Source organism: Nocardioides sp. P86, assembly GCF_023712465.1.
GTDB classification, from domain to species: Bacteria; Actinomycetota; Actinomycetes; order Propionibacteriales; family Nocardioidaceae; genus Nocardioides; species Nocardioides kribbensis.
Genome location: NZ_JAMAYE010000002.1, coordinates 1,248,837 through 1,274,327, shown reverse-complemented (window position 1 = coordinate 1,274,327; position 25,491 = coordinate 1,248,837). Strand labels below are relative to the sequence as shown.

At 70.8% G+C, this 25,491-nt stretch carries 22 protein-coding genes; 10 read left to right on the top strand and 12 right to left on the bottom strand.

What is annotated here, in order from left to right:
* Nucleotides 1-4: 4 nt before the first annotated feature.
* From M3673_RS13405 to M3673_RS13395, 3 genes are all read right to left on the bottom strand, one after another.
* On the bottom strand, nucleotides 5-229 hold the full coding sequence (locus M3673_RS13405; protein WP_251534264.1) for a DUF2188 domain-containing protein: 225 nt from the start codon (nucleotides 227-229) through the stop codon (nucleotides 5-7).
* Nucleotides 216-5,153: a type ISP restriction/modification enzyme gene (locus M3673_RS13400; protein ID WP_251534263.1), complete on the bottom strand. Its 4,938-nt coding sequence runs from the start codon at nucleotides 5,151-5,153 to the stop codon at nucleotides 216-218. The genes M3673_RS13405 and M3673_RS13400 overlap by 14 nt, the downstream gene beginning before the upstream one ends.
* Before the next feature lie 360 nt (nucleotides 5,154-5,513).
* Complete coding sequence (locus M3673_RS13395) at nucleotides 5,514-5,792, bottom strand: DUF2442 domain-containing protein (protein ID WP_251534354.1); 279 nt, start codon at nucleotides 5,790-5,792, stop codon at nucleotides 5,514-5,516.
* A 258-nt stretch (nucleotides 5,793-6,050) separates the two neighbouring features.
* Here M3673_RS13395 and M3673_RS13390 point away from each other — a divergent pair, with 258 nt between their 5' ends.
* Together M3673_RS13390 and M3673_RS13385 are read left to right on the top strand one after the other, a co-directional pair.
* Nucleotides 6,051-6,518 carry a hypothetical protein gene (locus tag M3673_RS13390; RefSeq protein ID WP_251534262.1) on the top strand — a complete coding sequence of 156 codons (468 nt, stop codon included), beginning with the start codon at nucleotides 6,051-6,053 and terminating at the stop codon, nucleotides 6,516-6,518.
* 4 nt (nucleotides 6,519-6,522) lie between these two features.
* On the top strand, nucleotides 6,523-6,804 hold the full coding sequence (locus tag M3673_RS13385) for a hypothetical protein (protein ID WP_251534261.1): 282 nt from the start codon (nucleotides 6,523-6,525) through the stop codon (nucleotides 6,802-6,804).
* Between the two features lie 375 nt (nucleotides 6,805-7,179).
* Here M3673_RS13385 and M3673_RS13380 read toward each other — a convergent pair whose 3' ends face one another.
* The 3 genes from M3673_RS13380 to M3673_RS13370 all read right to left on the bottom strand — a co-directional run bounded on the left by M3673_RS13380 (nucleotide 7,180) and on the right by M3673_RS13370 (nucleotide 10,009).
* Nucleotides 7,180-7,569 carry a hypothetical protein gene (locus tag M3673_RS13380; protein WP_251534260.1) on the bottom strand — a complete coding sequence of 130 codons (390 nt, stop codon included), beginning with the start codon at nucleotides 7,567-7,569 and terminating at the stop codon, nucleotides 7,180-7,182.
* A 241-nt stretch (nucleotides 7,570-7,810) separates the two neighbouring features.
* Complete coding sequence (locus M3673_RS13375; RefSeq protein ID WP_251534259.1) at nucleotides 7,811-8,770, bottom strand: hypothetical protein; 960 nt, start codon at nucleotides 8,768-8,770, stop codon at nucleotides 7,811-7,813.
* Nucleotides 8,771-9,466: 696 nt separating this feature from the next.
* Nucleotides 9,467-10,009, bottom strand: coding sequence for a hypothetical protein (locus M3673_RS13370; protein WP_251534258.1), 543 nt, complete (start codon nucleotides 10,007-10,009; stop codon nucleotides 9,467-9,469).
* A 320-nt stretch (nucleotides 10,010-10,329) separates the two neighbouring features.
* Here M3673_RS13370 and M3673_RS13365 point away from each other — a divergent pair, with 320 nt between their 5' ends.
* Nucleotides 10,330-11,187, top strand: a complete 858-nt coding sequence (locus M3673_RS13365) for a hypothetical protein (protein WP_251534257.1) — start codon at nucleotides 10,330-10,332, stop codon at nucleotides 11,185-11,187.
* Nucleotides 11,188-11,571: 384 nt separating this feature from the next.
* On the opposite strand, the gene M3673_RS13360 is transcribed toward M3673_RS13365, so the two are convergent.
* Nucleotides 11,572-12,597 (bottom strand): AraC family transcriptional regulator, encoded by a 1,026-nt coding sequence (locus tag M3673_RS13360; RefSeq protein WP_251534256.1) that lies wholly within the window; start codon nucleotides 12,595-12,597, stop codon nucleotides 11,572-11,574.
* A gap of 120 nt (nucleotides 12,598-12,717) precedes the next feature.
* On the opposite strand from M3673_RS13360, the gene M3673_RS13355 reads away from it, so the two are divergent.
* Entirely contained in the window at nucleotides 12,718-13,818 is a 1,101-nt protein-coding gene (locus tag M3673_RS13355; protein WP_251534255.1) for a DNA glycosylase AlkZ-like family protein, read from the top strand.
* On the opposite strand, the gene M3673_RS13350 is transcribed toward M3673_RS13355, so the two are convergent.
* Nucleotides 13,809-14,753, bottom strand: a complete 945-nt coding sequence (locus M3673_RS13350) for a TetR family transcriptional regulator (protein ID WP_251534254.1) — start codon at nucleotides 14,751-14,753, stop codon at nucleotides 13,809-13,811. The genes M3673_RS13355 and M3673_RS13350 overlap by 10 nt on opposite strands.
* Nucleotides 14,754-14,917: 164 nt before the next feature.
* Between M3673_RS13350 and M3673_RS13345 the strand changes: the two genes are divergently transcribed.
* Nucleotides 14,918-15,877 carry a cyclase family protein gene (locus M3673_RS13345; RefSeq protein ID WP_251534252.1) on the top strand — a complete coding sequence of 320 codons (960 nt, stop codon included), beginning with the start codon at nucleotides 14,918-14,920 and terminating at the stop codon, nucleotides 15,875-15,877.
* Between the two features lie 16 nt (nucleotides 15,878-15,893).
* Nucleotides 15,894-17,540: an AMP-binding protein gene (locus M3673_RS13340; protein ID WP_251534251.1), complete on the top strand. Its 1,647-nt coding sequence runs from the start codon at nucleotides 15,894-15,896 to the stop codon at nucleotides 17,538-17,540.
* 27 nt (nucleotides 17,541-17,567) lie between these two features.
* On the opposite strand, the gene M3673_RS13335 is transcribed toward M3673_RS13340, so the two are convergent.
* Complete coding sequence (locus tag M3673_RS13335; RefSeq protein WP_251534250.1) at nucleotides 17,568-18,815, bottom strand: acyl-CoA dehydrogenase family protein; 1,248 nt, start codon at nucleotides 18,813-18,815, stop codon at nucleotides 17,568-17,570.
* Between the two features lie 163 nt (nucleotides 18,816-18,978).
* Between M3673_RS13335 and M3673_RS13330 the strand changes: the two genes are divergently transcribed.
* Genes M3673_RS13330 through M3673_RS13315 form a run of 4 tightly spaced genes read left to right on the top strand, consistent with a single transcriptional unit; the run spans nucleotide 18,979 to nucleotide 23,712 of the window.
* Nucleotides 18,979-19,659 carry an ATP-binding cassette domain-containing protein gene (locus tag M3673_RS13330; RefSeq protein WP_251534248.1) on the top strand — a complete coding sequence of 227 codons (681 nt, stop codon included), beginning with the start codon at nucleotides 18,979-18,981 and terminating at the stop codon, nucleotides 19,657-19,659.
* Entirely contained in the window at nucleotides 19,656-20,474 is an 819-nt protein-coding gene (locus tag M3673_RS13325; protein WP_251534246.1) for an ABC transporter ATP-binding protein, read from the top strand. The genes M3673_RS13330 and M3673_RS13325 overlap by 4 nt, the downstream gene beginning before the upstream one ends.
* Entirely contained in the window at nucleotides 20,471-21,991 is a 1,521-nt protein-coding gene (locus M3673_RS13320) for an ABC transporter substrate-binding protein (RefSeq protein WP_251534243.1), read from the top strand. The genes M3673_RS13325 and M3673_RS13320 overlap by 4 nt, the downstream gene beginning before the upstream one ends.
* Nucleotides 21,988-23,712, top strand: coding sequence for an ABC transporter permease subunit (locus tag M3673_RS13315; protein ID WP_251534241.1), 1,725 nt, complete (start codon nucleotides 21,988-21,990; stop codon nucleotides 23,710-23,712). Before M3673_RS13320 ends, M3673_RS13315 begins: the two co-directional genes overlap by 4 nt.
* Here the strand turns inward: M3673_RS13315 and M3673_RS13310 are convergent.
* From M3673_RS13310 to M3673_RS13300, 3 genes are read right to left on the bottom strand one after another with little or no spacing between them, the layout of a single operon-like run.
* Nucleotides 23,699-24,604, bottom strand: coding sequence for a WXG100 family type VII secretion target (locus M3673_RS13310; protein ID WP_056903533.1), 906 nt, complete (start codon nucleotides 24,602-24,604; stop codon nucleotides 23,699-23,701). The two genes, M3673_RS13315 and M3673_RS13310, sit on opposite strands and share 14 nt — an antisense overlap.
* A complete protein-coding gene (locus M3673_RS13305) occupies nucleotides 24,604-24,909 on the bottom strand; it encodes a type VII secretion target (protein WP_193661466.1) in 306 nt (101 codons plus the stop codon). Before M3673_RS13305 ends, M3673_RS13310 begins: the two co-directional genes overlap by 1 nt.
* Nucleotides 24,906-25,328: a YbaB/EbfC family nucleoid-associated protein gene (locus M3673_RS13300; protein ID WP_193661465.1), complete on the bottom strand. Its 423-nt coding sequence runs from the start codon at nucleotides 25,326-25,328 to the stop codon at nucleotides 24,906-24,908. Before M3673_RS13300 ends, M3673_RS13305 begins: the two co-directional genes overlap by 4 nt.
* Between the last annotated feature and the right edge of the window lie 163 nt (nucleotides 25,329-25,491).

The window sequence follows — 25,491 nt, the reverse complement described above, 5'->3', positions numbered from 1 at the left end:
CACCTCAGCCCTTGCTTGACCGCGGGTCGTCGCCGTAGCTGTTCTTGCCACCGATCCTGCCGTCCATGTTCTTGATCACGTGCTCAACGCCGCGATCCTTCGCCATGTCGCGACCGGCAGCCTGCGCGTCCATCTTCGTGTCATGCACGCTGGAAGCACGCGAGTTGCCCTCGACCTTGTTCTTCCACTGGCCGTCTTCGTAGTACGTGTCCACGTCACCCTTTGCCATCTTCACCTCCTTCCGATTCGGAAGAAGAGTGACATGAGTCACCGACATCCGCGCTGAGGTCGGCGTCGACGACGAGCGCTGGCAGGGCTTCGACGATCCGCATCGTCTCGACGGACACCGTCACGACCCGTGCTAGCAGGTCGAGGATGTAGCGCGGGTCGCCAACCTCGCGGGACCAGTCGTTCGGATCATTCACGATGCCCGAAGCCTTGTCCGTCTTCACGTAGTACCTATCGATGATCCACTCGATCGCCGATCGGGCGCCGAGCTGGTACCGGTACGCCTCCTCAGGGATCCCGCCTAAGGTGATGTTCTCGTTGTAGTGGATCACCGAGCGGTCGTACTTCTCGCCCGCTGCCTTCTGTGCGTCCGTCGGCTTCCCGAACCGCATCTTCTTGTCGCCGACCGCGTAGAAGCGGTGCGCCGCCTCGGCACCCGGTTCTGCTGGCGTGGCGTCAAGCCCGTCCAGAGGGAAGACGGGGACCGACTCGTAGTTCACATGGAGGTCAAAGAGGCGCCGGCCCGCGTCGGCGAAGCTCCGAGCATCCGCGGCGGAAGCGACAAGTGGGATCCGGGGCAAAGTCTTCTTGAGGTCGGCGGCGTAGGTTTCGCGGTAGTCGTGCGAGTGCAGCAGCCCGTAGCAGTAGAAGAAGACGTCGTCCTTCGTCCAGTCCTGACCATAGGCAGTCTGCCAGCGGCGTAGAGCTTGATCGGTGATGTTGTCGATGCGCCGGTATCCGTCTAGGACGTTGTAGGCATCGCCAAACTCGAGGGTGCCTTCGTCCAGTCTTTCCCATGTCCAGCGCGAGAAGAACTGAGTCGGGTTGCCTGCGCCCACGACGACCAAGTCAGGGATCGTGGTGAGCGCCAGTACCGAGAACGGCGCGGCCGCGCCGGGTGCTGAGCACACGAAGCCGAGGTTCTCGTGCGCCGCAGTGGGGAAGCCGCGAGCCAACTGGTACTGCATCGCGTTCATGCTCTTGGAGAAGTAGCTCCGTTGCCTGCAGAACGGCCGGTAGGTGCTGATCCGCCAGCCGCCAGGGTCAATGTCGTGCCTCCTACGCTTCGCGTAGTCGGCATCCAGGTTGCGGTTCCAGCTGATGCGGGTGGGGTCGCGATCGACTTGGTGATCTCCATCGATTGAGGCGCGCGCGACCTCGTCGTTGTAGTTGTCGATCATCCGAACAACGTTTGCCCGGAGGTCGGCAGCGGAGAAGTTGTAGGCCCAACTGTCCCGCCCTGTGGCAAGGCCGAGCGAGTAGATACGGAACACGCCATCGACAGGCGAAGACTTGTCGCCCAGGGGCACATACGCATCGAAGCGGGCGTCGCGTCGTGAGAGCCAATCACCGTGTTGGTTCGCCTGCAGCGTGATTCGGTCGAGACCTTGAAACGATCGAGCTTCAGCGACTTTGGCGAGCTTGTTCTCTCGCGAGAGATAGTCGCCGATGTCTGTGTACTTCACTTCGCTCGGGCCGGCCGAGTCAGGGTTCTTCACGAGAACCGTGATCGCAACGGTCGCGCGGGAACCGGAGCCAAAGACCTTGCCGCCCTCCTTCCGCGAGTCCTCACCAGCGGTGCGTTGGTTGCCTCGCAGATTCAGTACGTGGATGGACGTGAACTCATCCGTCAGCGTCTTGCGCATGCCATCTGCGGTGTTCGCTTCGAGGAAACCGCCGTTGGTGACGAACGCGATGACTCCGCGGTCCTTGATCCGGAGGCTCGCCCACTTGATTGCTCGGATGTAGGAGTCGTACATCGTGCGTGTCGACCGCGCGCTCGACCGTGCGGCGTAGGTGTCGCGGATCGCAGTGTCGATGGTCGGGTACTTCGCGTTCTGGTTGTCGTCGTTCGCGGAGTCCTGACCGACGGAGTAGGGCGGGTTGCCGACGATGACGGTGATGGGCAACTGGCGCTGGCGTTCGATGCGTTCGTTGTTGCCGGGGAAGATCCCGAGGTCGTCGCGGTCGCCGTCTTCGTAGGACTGGAAGGTGTCGGTGAGCACTAGGCCGGGGAACGGCTCGTATGTGCCGGCCGCTTGGCCGTCGCCGTTGGCGATGGCGGCGTAGGTCGTCTCGATGTTGACCGCGGCGATGTAGTAGGCGAGCAGCAGGATCTCGTTGGCGTGCAGTTCACCCGCGTACTTGCGGGCCAAATCATGCGGCTCGATGAGGCCCGACTGCAGGAGCCGGACGACGAAGGTTCCGGTGCCGGTGAACCCGTCGAGGATGTGGACGCCCTCGTCGGTGAGGCCTTGGCCGAACTCCTCGCGCAGGACGTGGTCTGCGGAGTTGAGGATGAAGTCGACGATCTCGATGGGGGTGTAGACGATCCCGAGGCGGTCGACGGTCTTGGGAAAGGCGGTGGAGAAGAACTTGTCGTAGAGCTCGACGATGACGCGCTGCTTGCCTTCGGCGTCGCGTACGCCTTCGACGCGGCGGCGTACGGAGTCGTAGAACTTGTCGAGGGACTGCTGCTCTGCTTCGAGGTTGTGCTCGTCGAGGCTGGCGAGCATCAGCTCCATGGTCTGGGCGACGGGGTTGTGCTTGGTGAACTCGTAGCCCGCGAAGAGCGCCTCGAAGATGGGGCGGGTGATGAGGTGCTGGGCGAGCATGTCGATCGCCTCGTCGGCGGTGATGGACTCGTTGAGGTTGGCGCGCAGGCCGTCGAGGAAGGCTTCGAACTCCTTGGCCGGGTTGGATTCGGGGTTGCTGATGAGGCCCTTGATCCGCACGGTGTGGGCGGCGGCGATGTCGGCGACGTCCTTGGCCCAGGTCTCCCAGTAGCGGCGCTCGCCGACCTTGGCGACGATGCGGGCGTGCATGGCGTCGCGGTAGGCGTCGATGTCGAAGGACAGCATGAGCTGCTCGGTGCGCTGCCGCGCGATCTCGTCGGGGTCGTCGGCGGGGTGGTCGCCGCCGATGACCTGCCCGGGCTCGGGTGGCGGGGTAACGAGGTCGATGATCAGCCGGTCGGTGCGGCCCTTGTTGAGCTCGATCTGGTTGATCATCGCGTTAAAGCGGTCGTCGTGGGATCGCAGTGCCTGCAGGACCTGCCAGACGACCTTGTAGCGCTCGTTGTCGCGCAGGGCGTCCTCGGGTGCGACGCCGGCGGGGATGACGACGGGCAAGATGATGTAGCCCAGCTGCTTGCCCGGCGCCTTGCGCATCACGCGGCCAACGGACTGCACGACATCGACCTGGGAGCCGCGGGGGGTGAGGAACATGACCGCGTCCAGCGCGGGAACATCGACGCCCTCGGAGAGGCAGCGGGCGTTGGTCAGGATCCGGCAGACGCCCTCCGGCGGCTCCTCGGAGAGCCAGGCGAGGTGCTTGTTGCGTTCCTGGACTCCCATGGTGCCGTCGACGTGCTCAGCCTCGACGCGTGGCGTGGTGGAGCGGGCGGGGTCGGTGTTTCCGTCGATGGCGCGATCGACGAGGGCGGGGAAGGATGCGGCGGCCTGCTTGGAGGACCGGATGTCCTTGGCGAATGCGACCGCGCGCTTCATGGGCGCCCGGTCCACGCCAGCGGTGTCGTCGGAGCCCGCGGCGGTGCTACCGAAGTTCTTGGCCAGCCCGTTCCAGGACCCGATGAGCTTGGCGGCATCGTCCAATGCGATCTCACCGGTGCTGGCCATCGCCTGCTGGAAGTTCTCCGCGACGTACGACTGGTCGACGGCAAGGACGAGGACCTTGTAGTCGGTGAGCAGGTCGGCCTCTACGGCGTCGCCGAACCCGAGGCGGTGCAACTCGGGTCCGTAGATGGTCTCGTCGTTCATGTCGGCCAGGACCGCGTCGGCGTCGACAGCCTTGCGCTTGGCCTCCTCACCGAAGACCCGCGGGGTCGCGGTCATGTACAGCCGCTTGGCGGCACGCAGGACGTTGTTGTCGTGGACCTTCACGAACGCCGACTCGTCCACATCTGCGAGCGTGACGCCGGTGGTGCGGTGGGCCTCGTCGCAGATGATCAGGTCGAAGTCTGCGAGCCCGTTCTTCTGGGCCTCGGCGATGACGTCGATGGACTGGTAGGTGGAGAAGACCACGTCCATGCGAGGGGTGGCGTGCCGGCCGGTCGACACTCTCTGAACGAGCTTGTCGGCGTCGGTGGTGGCCGGTTCGGTCAGGTCGATGACCGAGATGTCGCCGTCGTCGCTGACCTTGCGTCCGACCCGGACGTCGGAGCAGACCGCGAACGGGCGGATGTCGACCGTGGCCTCCTGCATCCACTCGCGCAGCGACTGCGACAGCAGCTGGATGGAGGGCACCAGGAACAGCACCCGGCCGCCGGCACCGACCAGCTCTTCGGCGATCCGCAGGCTGGTGAAGGTCTTGCCGGTGCCGCAGGCCATGATCAGCTTGCCCCGGTCATGGGTTTGCAGGCCGGCACGGACGTCGGCCAGGGCACGTTCCTGGTGAGGTCGCAGGTGCTTCGGGCCGAGCGAGACCAGGACCTCGGGAGTCTCCCAGGAGTACTGCTCCCAGTCGATGCGTGCCTCGGCGAGGTAGGCAAGGTCGACGCGCTGGACCGGAACCGCCTGGTAGGCGGCGGTCTCCTTGGCGTTGGTGTTCCAGTTGTCGGCGGTGTCGAAGAAGTACCGCGACACGAACTCCTCACCGCCTGAGGCGGCCAGGAAGGTGTCGAGGTCGCCCTTGGAGACCCGGTGCTCGGCGTCGTAGAACTTGCACTGGATCGCGGCGTAGCCGTCGCGGTCGCGGTGCTTGGCGACGAGGTCGATACCGGTGTCGGGTCGCCCGTTGCGGCCCGGCCAGTCCTTCCACAGCCACACCTCGGAGAAGCGGGTCGTCCACTCCTTCTCGGTGCGCAGCAGGTTCAGCACCAGCCGCTCGAACCGGTCGCCCTTGTCCCGGGTGTCCAGCGCCGTCTCCCGGAGCCCACCGAGAACCTCATGGATCGTCACCGACATGAGCGGCATCCTCTCTCACGCCCCGAGGTCACGTCTCCGGAACCCGGGCAGGCCGGCTGCTTGTGAGGCGCCCCGCGGCACTGGCGACCGCGCCGGACCCCATTGCCTCACTCGGACTATGAGCACAGTCGCGCCGCACCGGACGGGAGACGCCATCCGCGGGCGCCGGAGCCGCGGCGGGCCCACCGGTGGCCGTTCGAGACCAGGGGAGTGCACACGAAGGATCACCAGCCAGACCCGACTGGTCACCCGGACCTGCCCAAATTCACCGATGAACCGCTCACGCTCCTCGAGTTGCTCGCCGGCGCCGGCGAGCCCGCCTGCATGAGCGGCCCCGAGGCCGCTTCATGGCGTTCGGGCTCAGTCCGGCACGGCCGCCTTAGACTTCGAGTACAGCTCGTCGGGCGCCCAGTCGGCACCGTTTGGCCAGACCACGGTCCCCGATACAGGGTCGGCGGCGACCTGGCAGAACAGGAGGTAGTCCGCGCGCAGTGGCTCGAAGACCGGCCCCCACATGAGCAGCTCCATGTCGATGACCTTGATATCGCCGGTGTCGAAGGTGAGCTCAAGGTAGTAGCGCGCCAAGACACGGACGCCGGTCACGCTGATCAGGAACGGGTCAACGGCCTCCTGGGGCATCACGCTCTCGCTTCGTCCGGTGGAGTCTCGTCGACGAGCCTAACGACCTACCGACCAACCGGCCGGACAGCGCGCGTCTCGCGAACCCTGCCACGCCGACTCCGGACTAGGCGCCGCGACGCCGCAGGCGACGGTGCCGCCCCGACTGCCTCCACCCGGACTACGAGCACAGTCGCGCCGCCCCGGACTGAGACGCCGCCCGCGGACGACGGGGTCGCGGCGGCGCACCGGTGCCAGCCCGAGACCAGGGGAGTGCACATGAATGATCACCGACGAGACCCGACCGGGCACCCCGACCTGCCCAAGTTCACCGATGAACCGCTCACACTTCTTGAGTTGCTCGCCGGCGCCGACGAGCCGACCTGCACGCCGTACCCGCCGACGAACCAAGAAGCCGGATCGATCGACAAGCGCTGCATCCTCCGGGACCAGATCTGGGTCGACGTCCGTGGCCACGTCCACCCACTTGAGGACTTGACGCCGGCCTACCGGGCCAACGTCATCAACTACCTACGCCGCACGACCCCGAACTGGGTCGTCGAGGCGGGAGCATGGCTCTACCTCGACGAGGTGGCCGGCCGCATCGACTCAGCGGAGTCCGCCCGACGGCATCTCCTCCTCCGCACCGCGCCGCCGGACTGGCTCGAGGCGAGCCCGCTCCTTCGTCGGCTCCGGGCGCTCGTCGGCGACTCCAACACGCAGCCTCTAGGGGCGGGCGGGTACTGATCACGTGCGGCTCGCCGACGCGGTTGGCGGCGTCTGGGAAGTCACCGCCGCAGGTACGCGCTACCTGGTTGATCTTGGCCGCCGGCGCTTAAAGATCGCCGACCCGACTCATTGCGCCAGGTCTGCAGTAGGCGAATGGCTGCTGCTGGGAAAGCTCATCCAGTGCTACGTCGGGCTGCCGCTCCTTGTGGTGTGTCGTGGCGCCGGAGAGGAGGCCCCCCGGCAGTGCGGACTGGTGAGCCAGATCCGAGAGGTGCGTGGCGGCGCCGGGTCGCCGGAGGCCTGACTAAGTTCGTCGGCGCCCGGCGCCCGGCGCCCGGCGCCCGGCGCCCGGCGTCCAGCGGCAGGGTCGGATCGGCTGGTTGCAATCTGACGGGCCGACGGCAGTTGCGACCCACAGGCCCGCGCAGACTCGTGTCGGTTCTACCGAACGGCCAGCGAGCGTTGGTGCAGTTGTGCAGGATGACGACCATCCCGGGCGCTGTGGAGGCCGTCTTAGAATGTGTCTAGCGCCGTCTCCTGGAGCCCACCGAGACCTCATGAATCGTCACCGACATGCCGAGAAGTCTGTCTACGCGATCCTGCGCCTCAGGAACCCTCGTGCCGGAACTGCGCCTACGTGGTCGCATGGCCGGTGAACGTCGGCTTCGTTATGCAGTTCCTAGTGATGCTTCGTGTCAGACAAGCGGGGCTGCTGTTGAGCCGGTTCTTCTTCGGGAAGAGTTTCGATACTCGGATCGAAGTCGCTGGCGAAAAGCTCGAAGTATGTGCCAAAAAGACGGCGAACGACGTTAAGGAGGTTGAGGGCTAGGTGCGTTAAGGACGACACAACGACGCCAACGACGATCGGCTGGGCGACCTCAGATCGGAGGGCGCCGACAGTAGCTACGAGGGTCAACTCGCCAGCGACCACGAGCGCAGCCAGCGCAACATAGAGGCAGCCGGCCGCCGTTCCACCCAGGAGGTGATGTAGGCGAGTGCGAAAGGCGTAGGTCGGGCTCTCGGCAACCTTCACCCGCAAATTCGTGATAAACACGAAGAGGCTGAGCATGGCGCCGACGAGTAGGGCGGTGGCGGCTAAGGCTTGGGACACTCCATCCCGCACATCAAGGCCGCCTGCGACGAGCCCGCCTGCGAAGGCTCCTAAGCACGCGGGTACGACTGCCAACATGACCCACGTGCGGCGCCGGCCACCCCCGCCGCCTCCGTCGTCCGCCATCGACGCGAAGTGTCTGCGGATGACCGGCATGACGCTGTAGACGTCGGCCGCCATTGCCCCACCCCTCGATCGCTCAGAGTGCCTTCATGTTTGCCCCCGTGGGCCACCAGTCGTTCGGCCGCCCGATCTGCATCTGAGTCAGCAAGTGTTGCACCTCGCTCCGACAGCCGTCGAGGAGCTCTTGACGCGACGGTGGAGTATCCCCCAGCTCGTAGATGAAGGCGGGCCAACTGGATGCAACCGTGATCCGGCGCTGGCGGCCGTTCTGCACATATACGACGCGTTGCTCGTCGAAGTCGTCGTCCGCCGCCGCTTGCAGGCCGATCAAGCCAGTCAGTTGGGGCTTGCTCCCCTTCTTGTGAGCCTTCTTCAGTTCCTTCAGAAGGCCGGACTTCGCCTGTGCGCCCTTCGCAAGCTGCAGGGTGACGACCGCACGAGCGATCGACTTATCACCGAACGAGACGCCCTGGGCGGGCTTGTGGGTCTGCACCAGCTCGACTGCCTTGACGTCGATGTTCGACTGATCCAGGAACTGACTCCAGGCTTCTGCGTCCGTGAAGTCGTCCTCGAGCCTCAACTTCACTCCCCGCCCCTTGAGGTGAAGGTTGAGCGCACGCGTGAGGCCAGGGGTGAGATGACTGCGGCCGCTGGTTTCTGCGACCAGCAACCCGCTATCCCCGTTCGGAGGAATGAGGAGGAGGAGATGCATCCGATCCAGTACGGCGTCGTCCGGAGCGATGGGCGCCTTGTACTGACCAGTTGTCGTGTCGATAACGTCGCGCTGGATCCCAAAGGAACCGCCCGAGCCTAGGACGGCGATCATCCAACCGCCTTCCTGGGCCTCCACTACCTTGAAGTAGGCACCCTTCTTCGTATCCGCGTCGCCGGAGCTTTGGTGCAACTTCGTACATGCGCTGGCGACCGCCCCTCGCGCACCGTCGGGTCCGAACAGTGGATTGTCGAAGTGAAGGTCTGGTGCGAGCTTCCGGTCGGGAGTGAACTTGATCTTGAAGATGCGGAAGCCGTAGCTCATGAATTCTCCTTCTGGACAATCGTCCACGGCACCCTAGTGCGGGGCTACGATCCTTCGGTGCAGTTCGCCTCGTACACGCCGGAACGGTAGGTGACGCCAGATGAACTGGCGGAGCGTGGCGGCCGCGACGGCAGCCGTCGTCATGAGCGGCGGTCTCGGGTTGGGAGCGGCTCGCGCGGTCGCCTTGCTCGGAGCCGAGGGCAGCAACTCCCATGTCAGCGAGACGGCATCATCGGCGCCGTCGCCGGCGCCGGCAAGCGTTGAGCCGTCGCCCACGGCGCATCCTTCGACGCCCGCTTCCGCGCCTGTGCAGGCGGAACAGTTCGGGTCGGGCGCTTGGGTCGTCGGCGTCCAAGTCCGGCCTGGGGTCTACAGCACATCGGGGACGAAACGCTGTAAGTGGAGGCGCCTCGGGCCGCACGGTGAGCATGTCGAACAGGGAGGTGGTTTCAGTCAAAGCGTTGTCCTCGTCGACGTGGGCGCGATTCTCATCTCGCAGCGATGTGGAAGATGGGCCCGATTGCCCTAACCGGCTTGGGAGACGTCGGCCGTCTGTCAGAGGTGAGTAGGACGGTCGGGTGTTCGCTGGATGAGCGCCGCAAAGCGTGAGCGATGGTGGAGATCGCCAGGTGCAGTCGAGCAGCCAGATGGGCGTGCGTCATCGCGTCAGGCGCGGTTGAGGATCGTCCGCGGCGCCTACGCGACTGGGCGAACCGCCGACCGCAGCATGTCCTCGACACCGGGCTCCAGCAGCGTTTTGCACGAAGTGGCCTGAGCCGGGCACGTGTCGAAGTTCGGGCACACCAGCGGGATCAGCAGACGCAACCCCAGCTGCACGTGGGCGAGCCCCGACGCTGCGCCTACGGCTCTGCTTGCGCCGAAAGCCGCAGACTTCGCGATCACCTGTGCTGCAAAGCGCGGGAGACCGCTCTGCTCCATGAGTCCCGCGAGATCCTTCCCGAGCATGCTGGTGTAGGTGCCTAGGTCGATCGCTTCGCTGGCTCGTTCAAGATGCTTGCACAGCCAGTGGCCGCGGTTGTTCCGTCGGTACCACGGCACTTTGTCAAGGAGCTTGTCGGCCAAGAGGCCGTAGCTCGACGTGGGGTCGAAGAGCAGCGTGACGATGGCGTCGGAGACGTTGTCTCCGGCGACGCGGCGAAGCGCGCGCTCTCGCGGATCCTGATACCTATGCCCCCGCTGATCCTGCAACGGCCGGCGGCCGTTGGGCCGCTGCACCACATGTTGCCCGGATGCGGACGGCCTGCCTTGACCCGATGCGCGAGCAGGGTTTGGGGCCGGGGTCGGGGCGGCTGGGCGAGGCCGCGATGGCTGCGCGGGCCGAGTGGGAAACGAAGGACGACGCGCCGGAGCCGCGCTGGCCCCAAGGTGGCCATGCTCTCGCCCGATCTGCGAGTCGTACCGATGGTTCCTGTCGCAGCGGCTGCAGTAGTAGGTCCCGTGGGACACATGACCTCCTTCCCCTCGACCTCACATGTTGCGGGAGCACAGCGTATCCAGATCCCAGACAGCCAGGGGCGATAGCCGCTACCGTCCGCCCCATGGTGGTGTCGGTCCCGGAGAAGACACTCGAACACTGGGCGAGCATCTATCTGACGTATCGCTACCGGTCGCACGCAGCACTGTGGTGGCCCACCTCCGGAGAGGACATCCACGTCGGCTACCTCCCCCCGTCTGCCGGCAAGGCCGTCCAACTGGAGCTCAAGACCACGACGCTCAAAACCAAGGGCGACGTTCATGACGTCAAGATTGACCTGTGGCAGCTCGACAACTACTTGGCGAAGCCGTACCACCTCCGGCCGTTCTACGTCTTCCCAGTTCCGCACTGGACCGACACGTTGGAAGCTGCTGCGACGGCAGCCGGGCTACCTGTCGCTGAACTCGGCTTCGGACGCGCGAACAGCTACACCCCTACTCCGTGGTGGTTCGCGTCTTGGACGGTAGCCATGACGACCGACGACGTCGCCGCGATCCTCAGCACCCAACTCGCCAACTACCACGCCGGCGGAACATCCAAAGCCAGCCTCGTTCGCTTCAGCTTCAAGACCGGAACCCGCCTGACGAAGTGGGCTGATGGCAAGCGGCATCGCACCATCCCGTGGCAGTCGCTCTGGACCAAACTGGATGAGTGCGGCCGCAGGAACTGGCCGCAGATCGTGCGCGTGCCCGCAGCCTTCGTGCGCTCAGGAGCTTCGGTTTCGCACGCCGACATTCGCGGTCTACTCGCCGAAGCTCGCGACGGGGATGAGGAACTCGTCACGCTCGGCAGTACGGGCGAGGGCACCTTTGAGCTAGTCGACGAGCCGTCTGGCTACCGCGACGACCTGCCCGACCGCGACGAGCGGATTGACCACCGGATCGCGGTGTTCCTCGGCGCGGCGGCCCTGCAGCTCGACTGAGACCGCCTCGCTCCTCAGGTGCGTGGGCAAGTCGCGCCGCGTGGGCCGGTCCGACCCGAGTCGTGGGTCGTGCCACCGGGGTGTGTCAGCGAGGGTTGATCCGTAGCGCGGTCAGGATTGCCTGGAATGATCGACCAGAAGCCCAAGGCGGTAGTCCGGATTGCAGCAATCGAGGGCTCGCGTAGCGTGACCAAGGGCAAGTCGTCGATCGTCGGGTACGGCAAGCAGCGGCGCAGCCTGATCTCTCGTCGACGAAGGTCGGCAAGATCCGGTACGCCTGACGTTCGCTCCACGCGGCGCCCACAGCAGGACAAAGGTGGGTGTGTGCAAACTTCGCGCTGGGCGTGTGCAGCCGCGGCGCCGTCGGCATCGAGCGGTCGCGGTTTACGCCTGAAGTGCGATTTCGGGGAAGCCCCCACCACACACCGGTCCGCAGCCCCACCGCGGTCCAGCCCTCTTGACGCAGAGCCCCCTCGGCACCGCCGAGGGGGCTCTGCTGCGTCTGCTACGTCTGTTGCCGGGCCCCCACCAGCCCCTAGGTGGGCTCGACCGGCAGCCACAGGTCGCACGTCGCCGTGCCGGCCGCGGCGTCGTAGGCCTGCACGGCCACGATCTCGGGGCCGGGGCGCAGGCGCCACGGCTGCGAGGGGTCCACGAGGTGGCGGTGGCGGCCCACGTGTCCTGCAGCGCGGCGGGGTGCGGGCCCTCGGTGCGGAAGACGGCCCAGGTGCCGGCCGCCACCTCGAGGACGTCGAGGCCCGCCGGGGGAGCCGACGTGGTGGCGACGCCTTGGAGGTGGGTCAGCTCGGTGCCCTCGGCGCGGTCGGGGTCGAGGTCGTCGCTGACCGACAGCACGCCCCGCGGCTCGACGTCGTTGAGGCGCTTCAGGTCCTCCAACGACCCTGCGGGGAGGGAGGCGACGTGGTCGGCGATGGCCTGGTTGACCCCCTCGTGGACCAGCGGCACGCGTGCGGCGTGGCCCACCAGGTGCAGGGCGGGCAGGGTGACGATGCGGGTGTCCATGGGGACGCTCCCTTCGACGCTCAGGTGGAACCTGAGTCGTGGTTGTGTGCGTGTGGGACCACCGTGGCGTCGTACGTCGCCCGGACCGGCGCCGTGCACCGCGCGGAACGCCCGCCCGAAGGCCTCGGTCGAGCCGTAGCCGTGGCGGACCGCGATGGTGAGCAGGTCGTCGTCGGTGCCGACGAGGTCGGCCGCGGCCAGCGCCATGCGCCGGCGCCGCACGTAGTCCGACAGGGGCATGCCCGCCAGCGACGCGAACATCCGGCGCAGGTGGTGCTCGCTGGTGCCGCCGCGGGCGGCGAGCGCGGCGACGTCGACGGCCAGCGACGGGTCGTCGGCGAGCTGGGCCTCGACGGCGTCGACGGCGAGGTTGAGCACGGCGATCACGGGTCCCTCCTTCCGCTCACCAGCCTCGCTGGCCCGGCACCCCTCGCGCCCGATCATCGCGGACCGATCCGGTCGGCCGGGCCGTGGCCCCGGGCGATGGTGGGGGCCTAGGGTCGCCGCATGGCGCAGGTGCACCGGCTCTCGCAGGAGCAGGCCCGGCGGATCACGCTGCGGGCCCAGCTGCTCGGGCGGCCGCGGCCCGACGACGTGCTCGCCACGCTGCGCCACCTGACCCGCCTCCAGCTCGACCCCACGGCGGCGGTCGCGCCGAGCGCCGACCTCGTGCTCTGGAGCCGCATCGGCGACGACTACGACCCCCGCGAGCTCGAGGACCTCCTGGCCCAGCAGCGGGTGGTCGACCTGCGCGGCTTCGCCGTGCCGGCCGAGGACGTCGCCCTGTGGCGCGCCGAGATGGCGGCCTGGCCCGGGCCGGGGGAGCTGCGGCCCTGGCAGGAGCAGCTCGCCGGCTGGGTCGAGGCCAACGACGAGAGCCGCCGCGAGGTGCTCGACCGGCTGCGGACCGACGGCCCGCTGCCGGCGAGCGCGCTGACCACGCGGTTCGCGGTGCGGTGGACCTCCAGCGGCTGGAACGACGACCGGTCGCTGCGCCGCCTGCTCGACCTCATGGTGCAGCGCGGCGAGGTCGCCGCGGCCGGTCGCGAGGGCAGGGAGGCGCTCTGGGACCTCGCCGAGCGCGTCTACCTCGACCAGGCGCCGGTGCCGCTCGAGCAGGCCTGGTCCGAGCGCGCGCGCCGCACCCTCGTCTCGCTGGGCCTCGACCGGCAGCGCTCGGGGGCCGGCGCCCTCGGCGCCCCGCCGGGGGAGCCGGCCGTGGTCGAGGGCCTGCGCGGTCGCTGGCGGGTCGACCCCGTCGCCCTGGCGCGTGCCGACGAGCCCCTGGCCGGGCGCACGGTGCTGCTCTCGCCGCTGGACGCGGTGGTCAAGGACCGCCGTCGCCTCACCGACCTCTTCGCCTTCGACTACGTGCTGGAGATGTACAAGCCGGCGGCCTCACGGCGCTGGGGCTACTGGGCGCTGCCGGTGCTCGACGGAGAGCGCCTCGTGGGCAAGGTCGATGCCACCGCCGACCGTCGTGGGGGAGTCCTGCACGTCGACGCCGTGCACGAGGACGTGGCCTTCGACGCCGACCTGCGAGGGCGGGTCGAGACGGAGGTCGAGCGGCTCGCGGCGTGGCTGGGGCTGGAGCCGGCTCAGCCCTGAGCCGCGCGCGAGGGGTCGTGGCGGACGAGCCCGAGGGCGAAGTCGACGTACTGCTCGGCGACCTGCTCGGCGGTGGCGGCGCCGTCGCGTCGGAACCACTGCGCCAGGGCCGTGCACATCGTGACGACCGCGCGGGCGGCCTCGTGGGGGCGGGTCGTGGCGAAGACGCCGGCGCGCGCGCCGGCCTCGACCTCGACGTCGACCAGCGCCTGCTCGGCGCGGCGCAGGGCGGCCACCCGCTCGCGCGCGCCGGGCTCCAGGCTGCGCATCTCCGAGGCCCCGACGAAGGCCAGCTCGCGGCGGTGGGTGTGGTAGAGCGCGAGGCACTCCACGAGGTTGGTGAACCGGCTGACGGGGTCGTGCCCCTCGGCCAGGGCGGCGGCGGTGCGGGCCCGGAGGTCGTGCATGGTGAGGTCGAGGAGCGCGACCAGCATCTCCTGCTTGCTGGCGTAGTAGTGGTAGAGCCCGGGCACCGAGAGCCCGGCCCGCTCGGCGATCGTGCGCATGGTCGCGCCGTGGTAGCCGAACTCCAGGAAGGACGACAGCGCCCCCGCCAGCGCGGCGTCGAGCTCGAGCGGCGGCAGGTGGCGCCAGTGCTCCACCGAGGGCGCCGATCGCGACGGCGCGGCGGCCGTCGGACCGTCGCCGGCGCCGCCGAAGAGGTGGTCGACCGGCACCTCGAGGGCCTCGGCCAGGTGGGCGACGCGCTCGCTGGAGACCCCGGTCTTGCCGTTCTCGATCGCGCTCAGCGTGGCTGAGCTGACGCCGAGGACGTCGGCGAGCTGACGCAGCGTCAGGCCGCGGCGGTGCCGCAGCGCCCGCACGGCCAGGCCGAGCGCGGAGCGGTGGTCGGGGGTGGGGTCGGTGATCGGTGGCTCCTCTCGGTCCGGGTCGCCTGGCGGCGTGGCGGTCGGGCGCGGCGACGATCCTGGCACAGGTCGCACGTTTCAGCATCCCTGAATTCCTCCCCTGCGCCGGAGCGCGTCGCCAGGGCCTGCTCGACCCTTGACAGCAGTCCAGTGGTCTTGCACTGTGAGGCGCGTCATAGTGAAACCCGAGTGTGCGTTCGCTCGCTCGGTCCGTGCGTCCAGGAGGACAGATGACCGACTCCACCGTGCCCCCGCTCGACGAGCTCCTCAAGGACTCGCCCACCAACTGGGGCAAGTGGGGTCCCGACGACGAGGTCGGCGGGCTGAACTACCTCGGCCCCGAGCAGGTCGTCGCGGCCGCCGGGCTGATCAGCTCGGGCAAGGTCTTCACCCTCCAGCGCCTCATCGGCGACCCGAAGGGCGACCCGGTGTGGCCCGGCCGCACCCCGGCCGAGCGCACCCAGATCCTCGACGAGTCGAACTGGGACGGCGACGACGGACCCGCCTTCCCCGGCGGTCTGCACTACGCCGACGACAAGATCAACGCCTTCCTCCAGGGCTCCACGCAGTACGACGCCCTGGGCCACGTCTGGTACGGCGGGCAGCTCTGGAACGGCTACGACGCACGCACCACCATCGGCGGCCTCGACAAGGCCAGCATCCAGCCCATCGCCGAGCGGGGCGTGGTCGGTCGCGCCGTGCTGCTCGACATGGCCCGCTTCCGCGGCAAGCAGACGCTGGCCGCGGCCGAGACCTACACCCACGAGGACCTCCTCGCCTGCGCCGAGGCCCAGGGCGTCGAGCTGCGCAAGCGCGACATCCTCGTCATCCGCACCAACTACCTCCAGCTCTTCTTCGAGCTCGGCGACAAGTTCTACGAGGGCTTCTGCGAGCCGGGCCTGGTCTACAGCCCCGAGCTCGTGCAGTGGTTCGCCGACATGGAGATCCCCAACCTCGTCACCGACACCATCGCCAACGAGGTCACCTTCGACCCCAACAACGGCGTCGCCCTCGTGCTCCACAACGCCCTGATGCGCAACCTCGGCGTCACGCTCACCGAGATCGCCGACCTCGAGGGGCTCGCGGCCGACTGCGCCGAGGACGGTCGCTACGAGTTCTTCTACGCCGCCGCCCCGCTCAAGGTGGCCCAGGGCAGCGGCGCCCCGGTGAACCCGATCGCGATCAAGTGAGGGGCACCGAGACCCGATGAGCGTCTACGACGAGCGCCCGTGGCTCGGGCTCTACGCCGGCGAGCCCGCCGACCTGGAGCCCGAGCACACCGACGGCCTGGCCATGTTCCGCGCCGGTCTCGCCGCCGACCCGACCGGTGACGCCGTGCGGTACTTCGACGGGGTGCTGACCCGCGAGGAGCTCGACGCCCAGAGCGACGCGCTCGCGGTGGCCCTGCTCGACAGCGGCTTCGAGCGCGGCGACCGGCTCGCGGTCTACCTGCAGAACGTGCCGCAGTTCGTGGTGTGCCTGCTGGCGACCTGGAAGGCCGGCGGGGTCATGGTGTCGATCAACCCGATGAGCCGGGCCCGGGAGCTGACCTACCTGCTCCAGGACTCCGGGGCGCGGGTGCTCGTCGCGCTCGAGACGCTCTACGACGAGGTGGCGCGCGACGTCGTGCCGGGATCCTCGGTCGAGCTGGTGCTCACCACCAGCGAGCTCGACTACCAGACCCGTCACGACCCGCGGCTCTTCGCGGGGGTCTCCCGCCAGCGCCACGCCGGCACCGACGACCTCGTGGAGTTCCTCGAGGCCCGCCGGGGCCAGCGGCCCCCGCCGGTGGAGCTGGCGCCCGACGACGTGGCCTTCCTGACCTACACCTCGGGCACGACCGGGGTGCCGAAGGGGGCGATGAACACCCACCGCAACGTCGTCTTCACCGCGCGCGTCTACCGCGACCGGGCGCGCTTCGCCCGCGGCGGCTCGGTCTTCGGCATCGCCCCGCTCTTCCACATCACCGGGCTGATCGGCCACATCGCGATCAGCTTCGCCGCGCCCCTGCCGCTGGTGCTGGCCTACCGCTTCGAGCCGCAGGTCGTGCTCGACGCGCTGCTGGAGCACCGGCCGACGTACACGATCGGGGCGATCACGGCCTTCAACGCCCTCTTCAACTCCCCGGACTTCACCGAGGACCACTTCGCCTCCTTCACCTCGGTCTACTCCGGCGGCGCGGCCATCTCGCCGACCGCGGAGAGGGCCTTCAAGGCCCGCACCGGGCTCCAGGTGCACAACGCCTACGGCCTCACCGAGACCACCAGCCCGATGACGCTCACGCCCTTCGGCGCCCCCTCGCCGGTCGACCCGACCTCCGGGGCGCTCTCGGTCGGCGTGCCCGTGCCGAGCACGGTCGTGCGGATCGTAGGGGAGGACGGCGAGGACCTGCCGCTGGGCGAGGTCGGCGAGATCGTGGCCGACGGGCCCCAGGTCGTGGCCGGCTACTGGGGCAAGCCCGAGGAGACCGCGGCCAACCTGCCCGGCGGGGCGCTGCGGTCCGGCGACGTGGGGTTCATGGACCCCGAGGGCTGGATCTTCATCGTCGACCGCAAGAAGGACATGATCAACGCCTCCGGCTACAAGGTCTGGCCGCGCGAGGTCGAGGACGTCCTCGCCGAGCACGAGGCGGTGCGCGAGGCCGCCGTCGTGGGGGTGCCCGACGAGGTGCGGGGGGAGACCGTCAAGGCCTTCGTCAGCCTCAAGGCCGGCGCGAGCGCCACTCCCGAGGAGCTCATCGCGCACTGCAAGGAGCGGATGGCGGCCTACAAGTACCCCCGCCAGGTCGTCGTCATCGACGAGCTGCCCAAGACCGTCACCGGCAAGATCCTGCGCCGCGAGCTGCGGGGCTAGCCGGCGTCGGCCGGCCCCGCAGCCGGCTCAGACCCGGGTGGAGCCCGGCGGCAGGACCGGCTCGCGGCCCAGCTCGGCCTTGGCGATCGAGCGCAGGTGGACCTCGTCGGGCCCGTCGAAGAGCCGCATGGCGCGGTGCCAGCCGTACATCGCGGCCAGCGGCGTGACGTCGGTGACGCCGGCCCCGCCGTGCACCTGGATGGCCCGGTCGATGACGGCGGTGGCGGCGCGGGGCACCGCGACCTTGGCCATCGCGACCAGGGAGGCGGCCGCCTTGTTGCCCTGGGTGTCGATGACGTGGCAGGCGCGGTGGCACAGCAGGCGGGCCTGGTCGATCTCCAGGCGCGACTCGGCGATCTGCTGACGCACCACGCCCTGGTCAGCCAGCGGCGAGCCGAAGGCGACGCGCTGCTGGGCGCGGGCGACGAGCAGCGCCAGCGCGCGCTCGGCGGCACCGAGGGCGCGCATGCAGTGGTGGATCCGGCCGGGGCCGAGCCGGGCCTGGGCGGCGGCGAAGCCGCCCCCCTCCTCGCCCACGACGTTCGCGACCGGCACCCGGACGTCCTCGAAGGTGACGACGGCGTGGCCGTGCTGGTCGTGGTGCCCGAAGACGGGCAGGTCGCGCACCACGGTGACCCCGGCGGTCTCGCGCGGCACGATCACCATGGTCTGCTGGCGGTGCCGGACGGCCTCGGGGTCGGTCTTGCCCATGACCACGAAGAGTGCGCAGCGGGGGTCCATGGCCCCCGAGGTCCACCACTTGCGGCCGTTGATGACGTACTCGTCGCCGTCGCGCTCGATGCGGGTGGCGATGTTGGTGGCGTCGCTGCTGGCGACGTCGGGCTCGGTCATGGCGAAGGCCGAGCGGATCTCGCCGTCGAGCAGCGGGCGCAGCCAGCGCTCCTGCTGGGCCTCGGTGCCGAGCAGGTGCAGCAGCTCCATGTTGCCGGTGTCGGGCGCCTGGCAGTTGATGGCCTCGGGGCCGAGGTCGTTGCTCCAGCCGGACAGCTCCGCGATCGGGGCGTACTCCAGCTGGGTGAGCCCGGACTCGTGGGGGAGGAAGAGGTTCCACAGCCCCTGCTCGCGGGCGGTGCGCTTGAGGTCCTCGATGACCGCCGGCACGCGGTGGTCGTCGGGGCCGCCGGCGAAGGCCTGCTCGGCGTAGGTGGTCTCGGCGGGCAGCACGTGGTCGCGCATGAACGCGACCATCCGGTCGTGCAGCTCGACGGCGCGGGCCGAGGGGGCGGGCAGGACGAGGTCGGGGTGATCGGACACGAGGCTCCTGAACGTGGGCCGAGCGATCGCTCGGGGCTGCTTCACCATGCCACCCGCCCCGGGGCGGCGCAAGGCCCGATGTGACGGGCGGGGGCGCCGTCTGGCAGGCTTGATGAGAACGATAATCATTGCGCCTCGTGGCGCCGAAGGGCCGGGGGGCGCCGTGCTGGAGCTGGAGGGACTCGACGTGCGCGTCGGGACGCGCACGCTGGTGTCGGGCGTCGACCTCGCCGTGGCGGCCGGCGAGCGCGTCGCGCTGGTCGGCCCGTCGGGCTCGGGCAAGAGCCTCACCGCCGCCGCGGTGCTCGGCACGCTCGGCCCCGCGTACGCCGCCTCCGGGCGGCTGCTGCTCGAGGGGCGCCCGGTCGACCTGCGCCGCCGCCTCGGCCGCACCCGCCGCGAGCGCGCCGGCCTGGCCGCGGTGCACCAGGCCTCGGCGACCGCGCTGAACCCGTTGGTGCGCGTCGGGGCGCAGCTCGTCGAGGCCGCCCGGGCCCGCCGTGGCCTGACCCGCGCCGCCGCCCGCGACCTCGTGCTCGACCTGCTGGGCCAGGCCGACCTGGCCGACCCCGCGGCGCTGCTCGGGCGCCACCCCGCCGAGCTCTCGGGCGGACAGCTCCAGCGGGTCTGCACCGTGCTCGCGCTGGTCTGCGCGCCCCGCCTGCTGGTGGCCGACGAGCCCACCACCGCCCTCGACGCGGTGGCCCGGGCTCGCGTCGTCGACCTGCTCGAGCGCCACTGCGCGGACAGCGGCGCCGCCCTGCTGCTGGTCACCCACGACCGCGAGGTCGCCGCGCGGCTCTGCTCGCGCACGGTGGCCCTGGCCGAGGGGCGCGTGGCGTGAGCGGCCTGGAGCTGCGCGGGGTCACCCACCACCACCCGGGCCACCACCCGGGCCACCACCGCGGCGCGAGCGCGCCGGCGCTCGACGACGTCACGCTCCGGCTCGCTCCGGGGGAGCGGGTGGGCCTGGTCGGCCGCTCGGGGGCGGGCAAGACCACGCTGCTCCAGGTCGCGCTGGCGCTGCTGGCCCCCGGGCGCGGCGAGGTCTCCCTCGACGGGCGCGCCGTGCGACCGGGATCGGTGCGCTCGCTGCGGTGGTACCGCCGCGCGGTGCAGTACGTGCCCCAGCACCCGGCCGCCTCCCTCGACCCCCGCCACCGCGTGGAGCGCCTGGTCGCCGAGCCGGCGCGCCGCCTGGGCGTGCCCGGCGACCCGGTGGGCACCGCGCGGGCCGCCCTGGCCCGCGTCGGCCTCGACGAGGACCTCTGGCGCCGACGCCCCGGCGAGCTCAGTGGCGGCCAGGCCCAGCGGGTCGCCGTGGCCCGCGCCCTGGCCTGCGGGGCACGCCTGCTGCTGGCCGACGAGCCGGTCAGCGGCCTCGACCACGACCTGCGCGACCACGTGCTCGACGTGGTCGCCGGGCTCGACGGGATCGGGCTGCTGCTGGTCTGCCACGACCTCGAGGCCGTCGAGCGGACCTGCGAGCGCGTCGTCGTGCTCGACGCCGGCCGCGTCGTCGAGGAGGGCCCCACCAGCCGCCTCCTCGCCCACCCCGCCCACCCCGCCACCCGCGCCCTCGTCGGCGCCCGCGACCTGTCCTCACCCACCACCCGAGAAGCCACCCGAGAAGCCACCCGAGAAGAGAGCACCGCATGATCCGCACGCCCCGTCCTTCCCACCTCGCCGCCGCAGCGGTGCTGCTGGCGTCCGTCACCGCCTGCGGCGGAGCCCCGGGCGCCCAGGACGCCGGGGGCGGCGGGGGCGCCGACGACCGGATCCGCCTGGCCATGCTGCAGCCGCCGCGCTCGGGGCTGAGCCCGCTGTCCGACGACGCCTTCAAGCTCTCGCGCTGGAGCACCGCCGAGACGCTGGTGACCCTCGACGACGAGGGCGGCGCCCTCCCGGGCCTGGCCACCTCCTGGGAGCAGGCCGACGACCTGACCTGGCGCTTCGCGGTGCGCGACGGCGTCACCTTCCACGACGGCACGGAGCTGACCGCCGAGCAGGCGGCCGCCTCGCTCACCGCCGCGGCCGAGGCCAGCCCGCCGCCGCGGATCCTCGACGGGGTCACCCTCGCCGCCGAGGCCGACGGCGACACGCTGGTGGTGACCACCGGCGAGCCCGACCCGCTAGTGCCGCAGCGGCTCTCGAGCCCGCAGCTGGCGGTGCTGGCGGCCTCGGCGTACGCCCCGGACGGGACGGTGTCGCCCGTGGGCACCGGCACCGGGCCCTACGAGCTGACCGAGGTGGCCGGCACGGCGGGCGCGACGCTGGAGCGCTTCGACGACTACTGGGGCGAGCCGGCGCAGGCCGCGGGCCTCGACGTCTCCTACGTGCCCGACGGCACCGCGCGGGCCGCGGCGCTGCGCACCGGGGAGGCCGACGTGGTGGAGGCCGTGCCGGTGGGCCAGCTGACGCAGATCGACCCCGCGCTCATCCACGAGGTGCCGATGCCGCGCACCAACACGCTCTACCTCAACACCTCCGAGGGCCCCTTCGCCGACCCGGCCGTGCGGGCCGCGGCCCGCGAGGCCATCGACCGGGCCCGGCTCGTCGCCGACGTCTACGAGGGCCGCGCCGACGAGGCCGAGGGCCTGCTCGGCCCCGCGATCCCGTGGGCCGCCGACCTGCGCGACGACGCCTACGCCGAGTTGCTCGGCGGGCGCCCCGAGCCGGCGCAGGTCGACGGGGTGGAGATCAGCCTGGGCACCTTCACCGACCGCGCCGAGCTGCCCGAGGTGGCGGTGCTGCTCGAGCAGGAGCTGGAGGCGGTGGGCTTCGAGGTCGAGCAGGACGTGCGGGAGTACCAGTTCATCGAGGCCGACGCCCTCGACGGCGCCTTCGACGCCTTCATCCTCTCCCGCGCCACCGTGCTCGACTCGGGCGACCCGGTGGCCTACCTCTACAGCGACTTCGCCTGCGAGGGCTCCTTCAACATCGCCCAGCTCTGCGACGAGGACGTCGACGCCGCCCTCGAGGAGGCCGCGGCGCTGCCGGTCGGCCCCGAGCGGCAGGCCGCCACCATGGCCGTCGAGGCCCTGGTGCTCGGCGCCGACGCCGTCGTGCCGCTGCTGCACGAGCGGGTGGTCCAGGGCGAGTCGGAGCGCGTCGAGGACGCCCTGCGCGACCCCCGCGAGCGCGCCCTGGTGGACGCCTCGACCTCCGTCGGATGACGCGCGCGGCGGCCCTGGTCACCGCCTCGCGCCTGGGCGCCGGGCTGGGCGTGCTCGTGCTCGTGGGTCTGCTGCCGTGGCTCTCGGGGCGCTCGGCGGAGTACACCGTCCTGCGCGCGCGGTACGCCGAGCTCGAGGCGACCCCCGCGGCGCTGGCCGCGGTGCGCGCCGAGCTCGGCCTCGACCGTGGACCGCTCGCGGTGCTGGGCGACTGGGTGGCGGGCCTGGCGCGCGGCGACCTCGGCACGTCGTGGATCTCCGGGCGTTCGGTCGGCCCCGGGCTGCTGTCGGCGGCCGGCGTCTCGCTGACGCTCATGCTCGCCGCGCTCGTCGTGGCGCTGGTCGTCGCGGCCGTCGTGGCGGTGCCCGCGCTGGTCGGCGGGCTGCGCGGCGACCGCGGGGCGGGCGCCGGCGTCGGCGCGGTGGCGCTCACCGCGCTCCCGGAGTTCGTGCTCAGCGCCGTGCTGCTGCTGGTGGGCGCGGTGTGGCTGGGCTGGCTGCCGCCCTACGGCTGGCAGGGCCCCGAGCACCTCGTGCTGCCGGCGCTCGCGCTGGGGCTGCCCGGCGGGGGACTGGTCGGCCGCCTGCTGGCCGACGCGGTGGGCGCGGTGGTGGGGGAGCCGTGGGTGCACACCTGGCTGCTGGTCGGGCGCTCCCGGGCCCGGCTGGCCCTCGCCGTGCTACGCCGTGCCCTGCCGTCGGTCGTGGGCCAGGTCGGCCTCGTCGTGGTCGGGCTGCTCGGGGGCGCGGTCGCGGTGGAGGAGGTCTTCGCCGTGCCGGGGCTGGGCCGGGCGGTGCTGGGCGCGGCGAGCGCGCAGGACGTGCCGGCGCTCCAGGCCGGCGTGCTGCTGCTGGTCGTCGTGGCCGTCGCGGTCGGCCTCGTCGTGGCGCTGCTGCGGCGCGCCCTGCTCGGACCGGCCCTGCGGCTGGCCAGCGTGCCGAGCGCCGCGCCCGCCCCGCGGGCGGGCCGGCGCGCCCTCGGCGTACCGCTCCTGGCCGGGGGGCTGCTGCTGGTCATGGTGCTCGCCGGGCTGCCGGGCGATCCCTACGCGTCGGTCCACGAGCGGCTCGAGGCGCCGCGACCGGGGCTGTGGCTCGGCGCCGACGCCAGCGGACGCGACCTGCTCGCCCGCCTGGCCCACGGGGCGCTCAGCACGGTCGGCACCGCCCTCGCCGTGGTGGCGGTGTGCCTCGTGGTGGGCCTCGTGGTCGGGCTGGCGCCCCGCCTCTCCGCGGGCCCGGTCGAGGTCACCAACGCCGCCCCGCCCATCGTGGCCGGACTGCTCGTGGCCGCCCTCGCCGGACCCTCGACGCTCGGTGCGGCGGTGGCGGTGGCGGCCGTGAGCTGGGCGCCCCTGGCCGCGCACACCTCGGCCCTCGTCACCGAGGCCCGCGGCCGCCCCCACGTCGCGGTGCTCCCCGTGCTGGGGGTCGGGCCGCTGCGACGCACCTGGTGCCACCTGCTGCCGGGCGCCGTCGGCCCCGTCGTGCGCCACGCCGCGCTGCGCGTGCCGGGGGTGACCCTGGCGCTGGCCTCGCTGGGCTTCCTGGGGCTCGGCCCGGGCCAGCCCTCGCCCGAGTGGGGCCTGCTGCTCGCCGAGGGCATCGGCTACGCCGAACGGGCCTGGTGGGTCGTCGCCGCGCCCACCCTGGCCCTCGTGCTCGTCTCCGTGCTCGCGGTGTCGGTGGCCTCCGCGAGCCGGGGCCTCACTCGTCGCTGACGTACTTGGTGGACTCCGTCAGACCGTCGTAGGTGACCTTCGCGAGGGTCGGGATCCCGCTGCTGAGGCCACCGCCCCCGGGTGACACCGAGCTCACCAGTCGGTCCATGTCGAACCCGGGCTCGACGACCGAGAGCTGACCCCACCGCCCCAGCACCTCCGACACCTTGGCGCCGCCGTCCCCCATCGAGGCGATCAGGTCGTTCATGCGGGTGCCGAGCTGGCTGACGGTCGACACCAGGTCGTCGAGGAAGCGCCGGACCTTCGCGACCCACTCCACGACGGTGGAAGCCAGCTCCTGCAGGCCCTTGGGGAGGTACGGGGTGGTGAACTTCCAGATCGCCCCGAGGATCCAGCTGACCACCTCGACGATGGCGTCGCGCACGAGGGCGCGCACGCCGGCGACGATGCCGCCGGCGAGCTCGGTGGCGCCGCCCACCCCGCGGATCGCGGTGGCGAAGGCCTTGAGGATGTCCTCGAGCGCGTCCGCGGCGGCGGTGTAGGCGTCGACGGCGAGGCCCTCCCACCGACCGGCGTCGCGTCGGACGGTGGCGAGGAAGTCGTCGGCGTTGCTGTCGAGGTGGTCGGCGACGTTCATCCACGTGGTGGCGAAGGAACGGATCTCGTCGGGGTTGCCGGCGAGCTGGTCCAGCCACTCGGGGAAGGGGGCGACGTGCTCCATGATGAAGCCGCCGATCATGCCGACGACGGCGCCGAAGGGGTCGGTCATGTCGGCGAGCGTCTCGAGGCCGCCGAAGACGCCGTTGACCGCGCCCTCGACCCAGTCGCCCTCCGAGAGCGCCACCCCGCTGGCCGCCAGGCTCTCCACCGGCCCGGCGCCGGTGTACCACGCCGTCGAGTCGACCTCGGGGGCCACGAGCGGATCGGTCATCACTGCCCCTTGAAGACGTTGAAGAGGTCGTTCACGACGTCGTCGGTCCAGCCGAAGATGTCGGCCAGGCCACGGACGGCGTCGGCGGTGCCGGACACGCCGGCGACCGCCGCCTTGGCCGAGTCGACGCCCACCGCCTGCACCGGCTCCAGCGCCTCGCCGATGAAGGCGCAGAGCAGGCCGAACGCGTCGCCGTGGATGGAGACGGCGCGACCGGCGTCGACACCCTCGGTGGCGGTCTCCGCGATGTCGTCGAGGTGCGAGGCGTGGGCCCTCATCTCACCCAGGGTGACGTCGATGCTCATCGCAGCACCCCACTGCCCGCCGAGCCCCGCGGCCCGTCCTCCGGCGGGGTCGCGGCCTGGTCGAGCATCGAGCCGAAGTGCCGGTCCATCTCCGCGGCCGACTCGCTGCGCTCACCCAGCCAACGACCGGAGACCTCGCGCACCTGCTGCTGGGCCTGCGCGCAGGCCTCGGCGTTGGCCTGCAGGATGGCGGCGCGGATCTCCTCGGCGGGGCGCTGCGCGAGCTTCGCGGTGACGTGCAGGTCGACCAGCACGCCCGAGGCGCTGACGGTGACCTCGGCCCCGCCGTCGCGGGAATGGCCCACCGACCTCACCTCGGCCAGCTCGCCGTTCATCCGCTGGGCCCGTCGCAAGTTGTCCTCCGCCTGGGCGGCGGCGCGCTCGATGCGGGCTCTCGCCTCGGATTCTCCGGTCAGCATGGCGGGTTCCTCTCGTCCGGCGTGGGGGTGGCGTCGACGGCACACTGCCCCCCGGCGCGCACCGCGAAACACCGCTGCCGAGCAGCGGCTAGGGTCGGGGAGCAGTCACCACCCGACCCTCCCGCCCCTCCCCGCCGTCGCGGGCGGTCACCCCTCGGAGGCA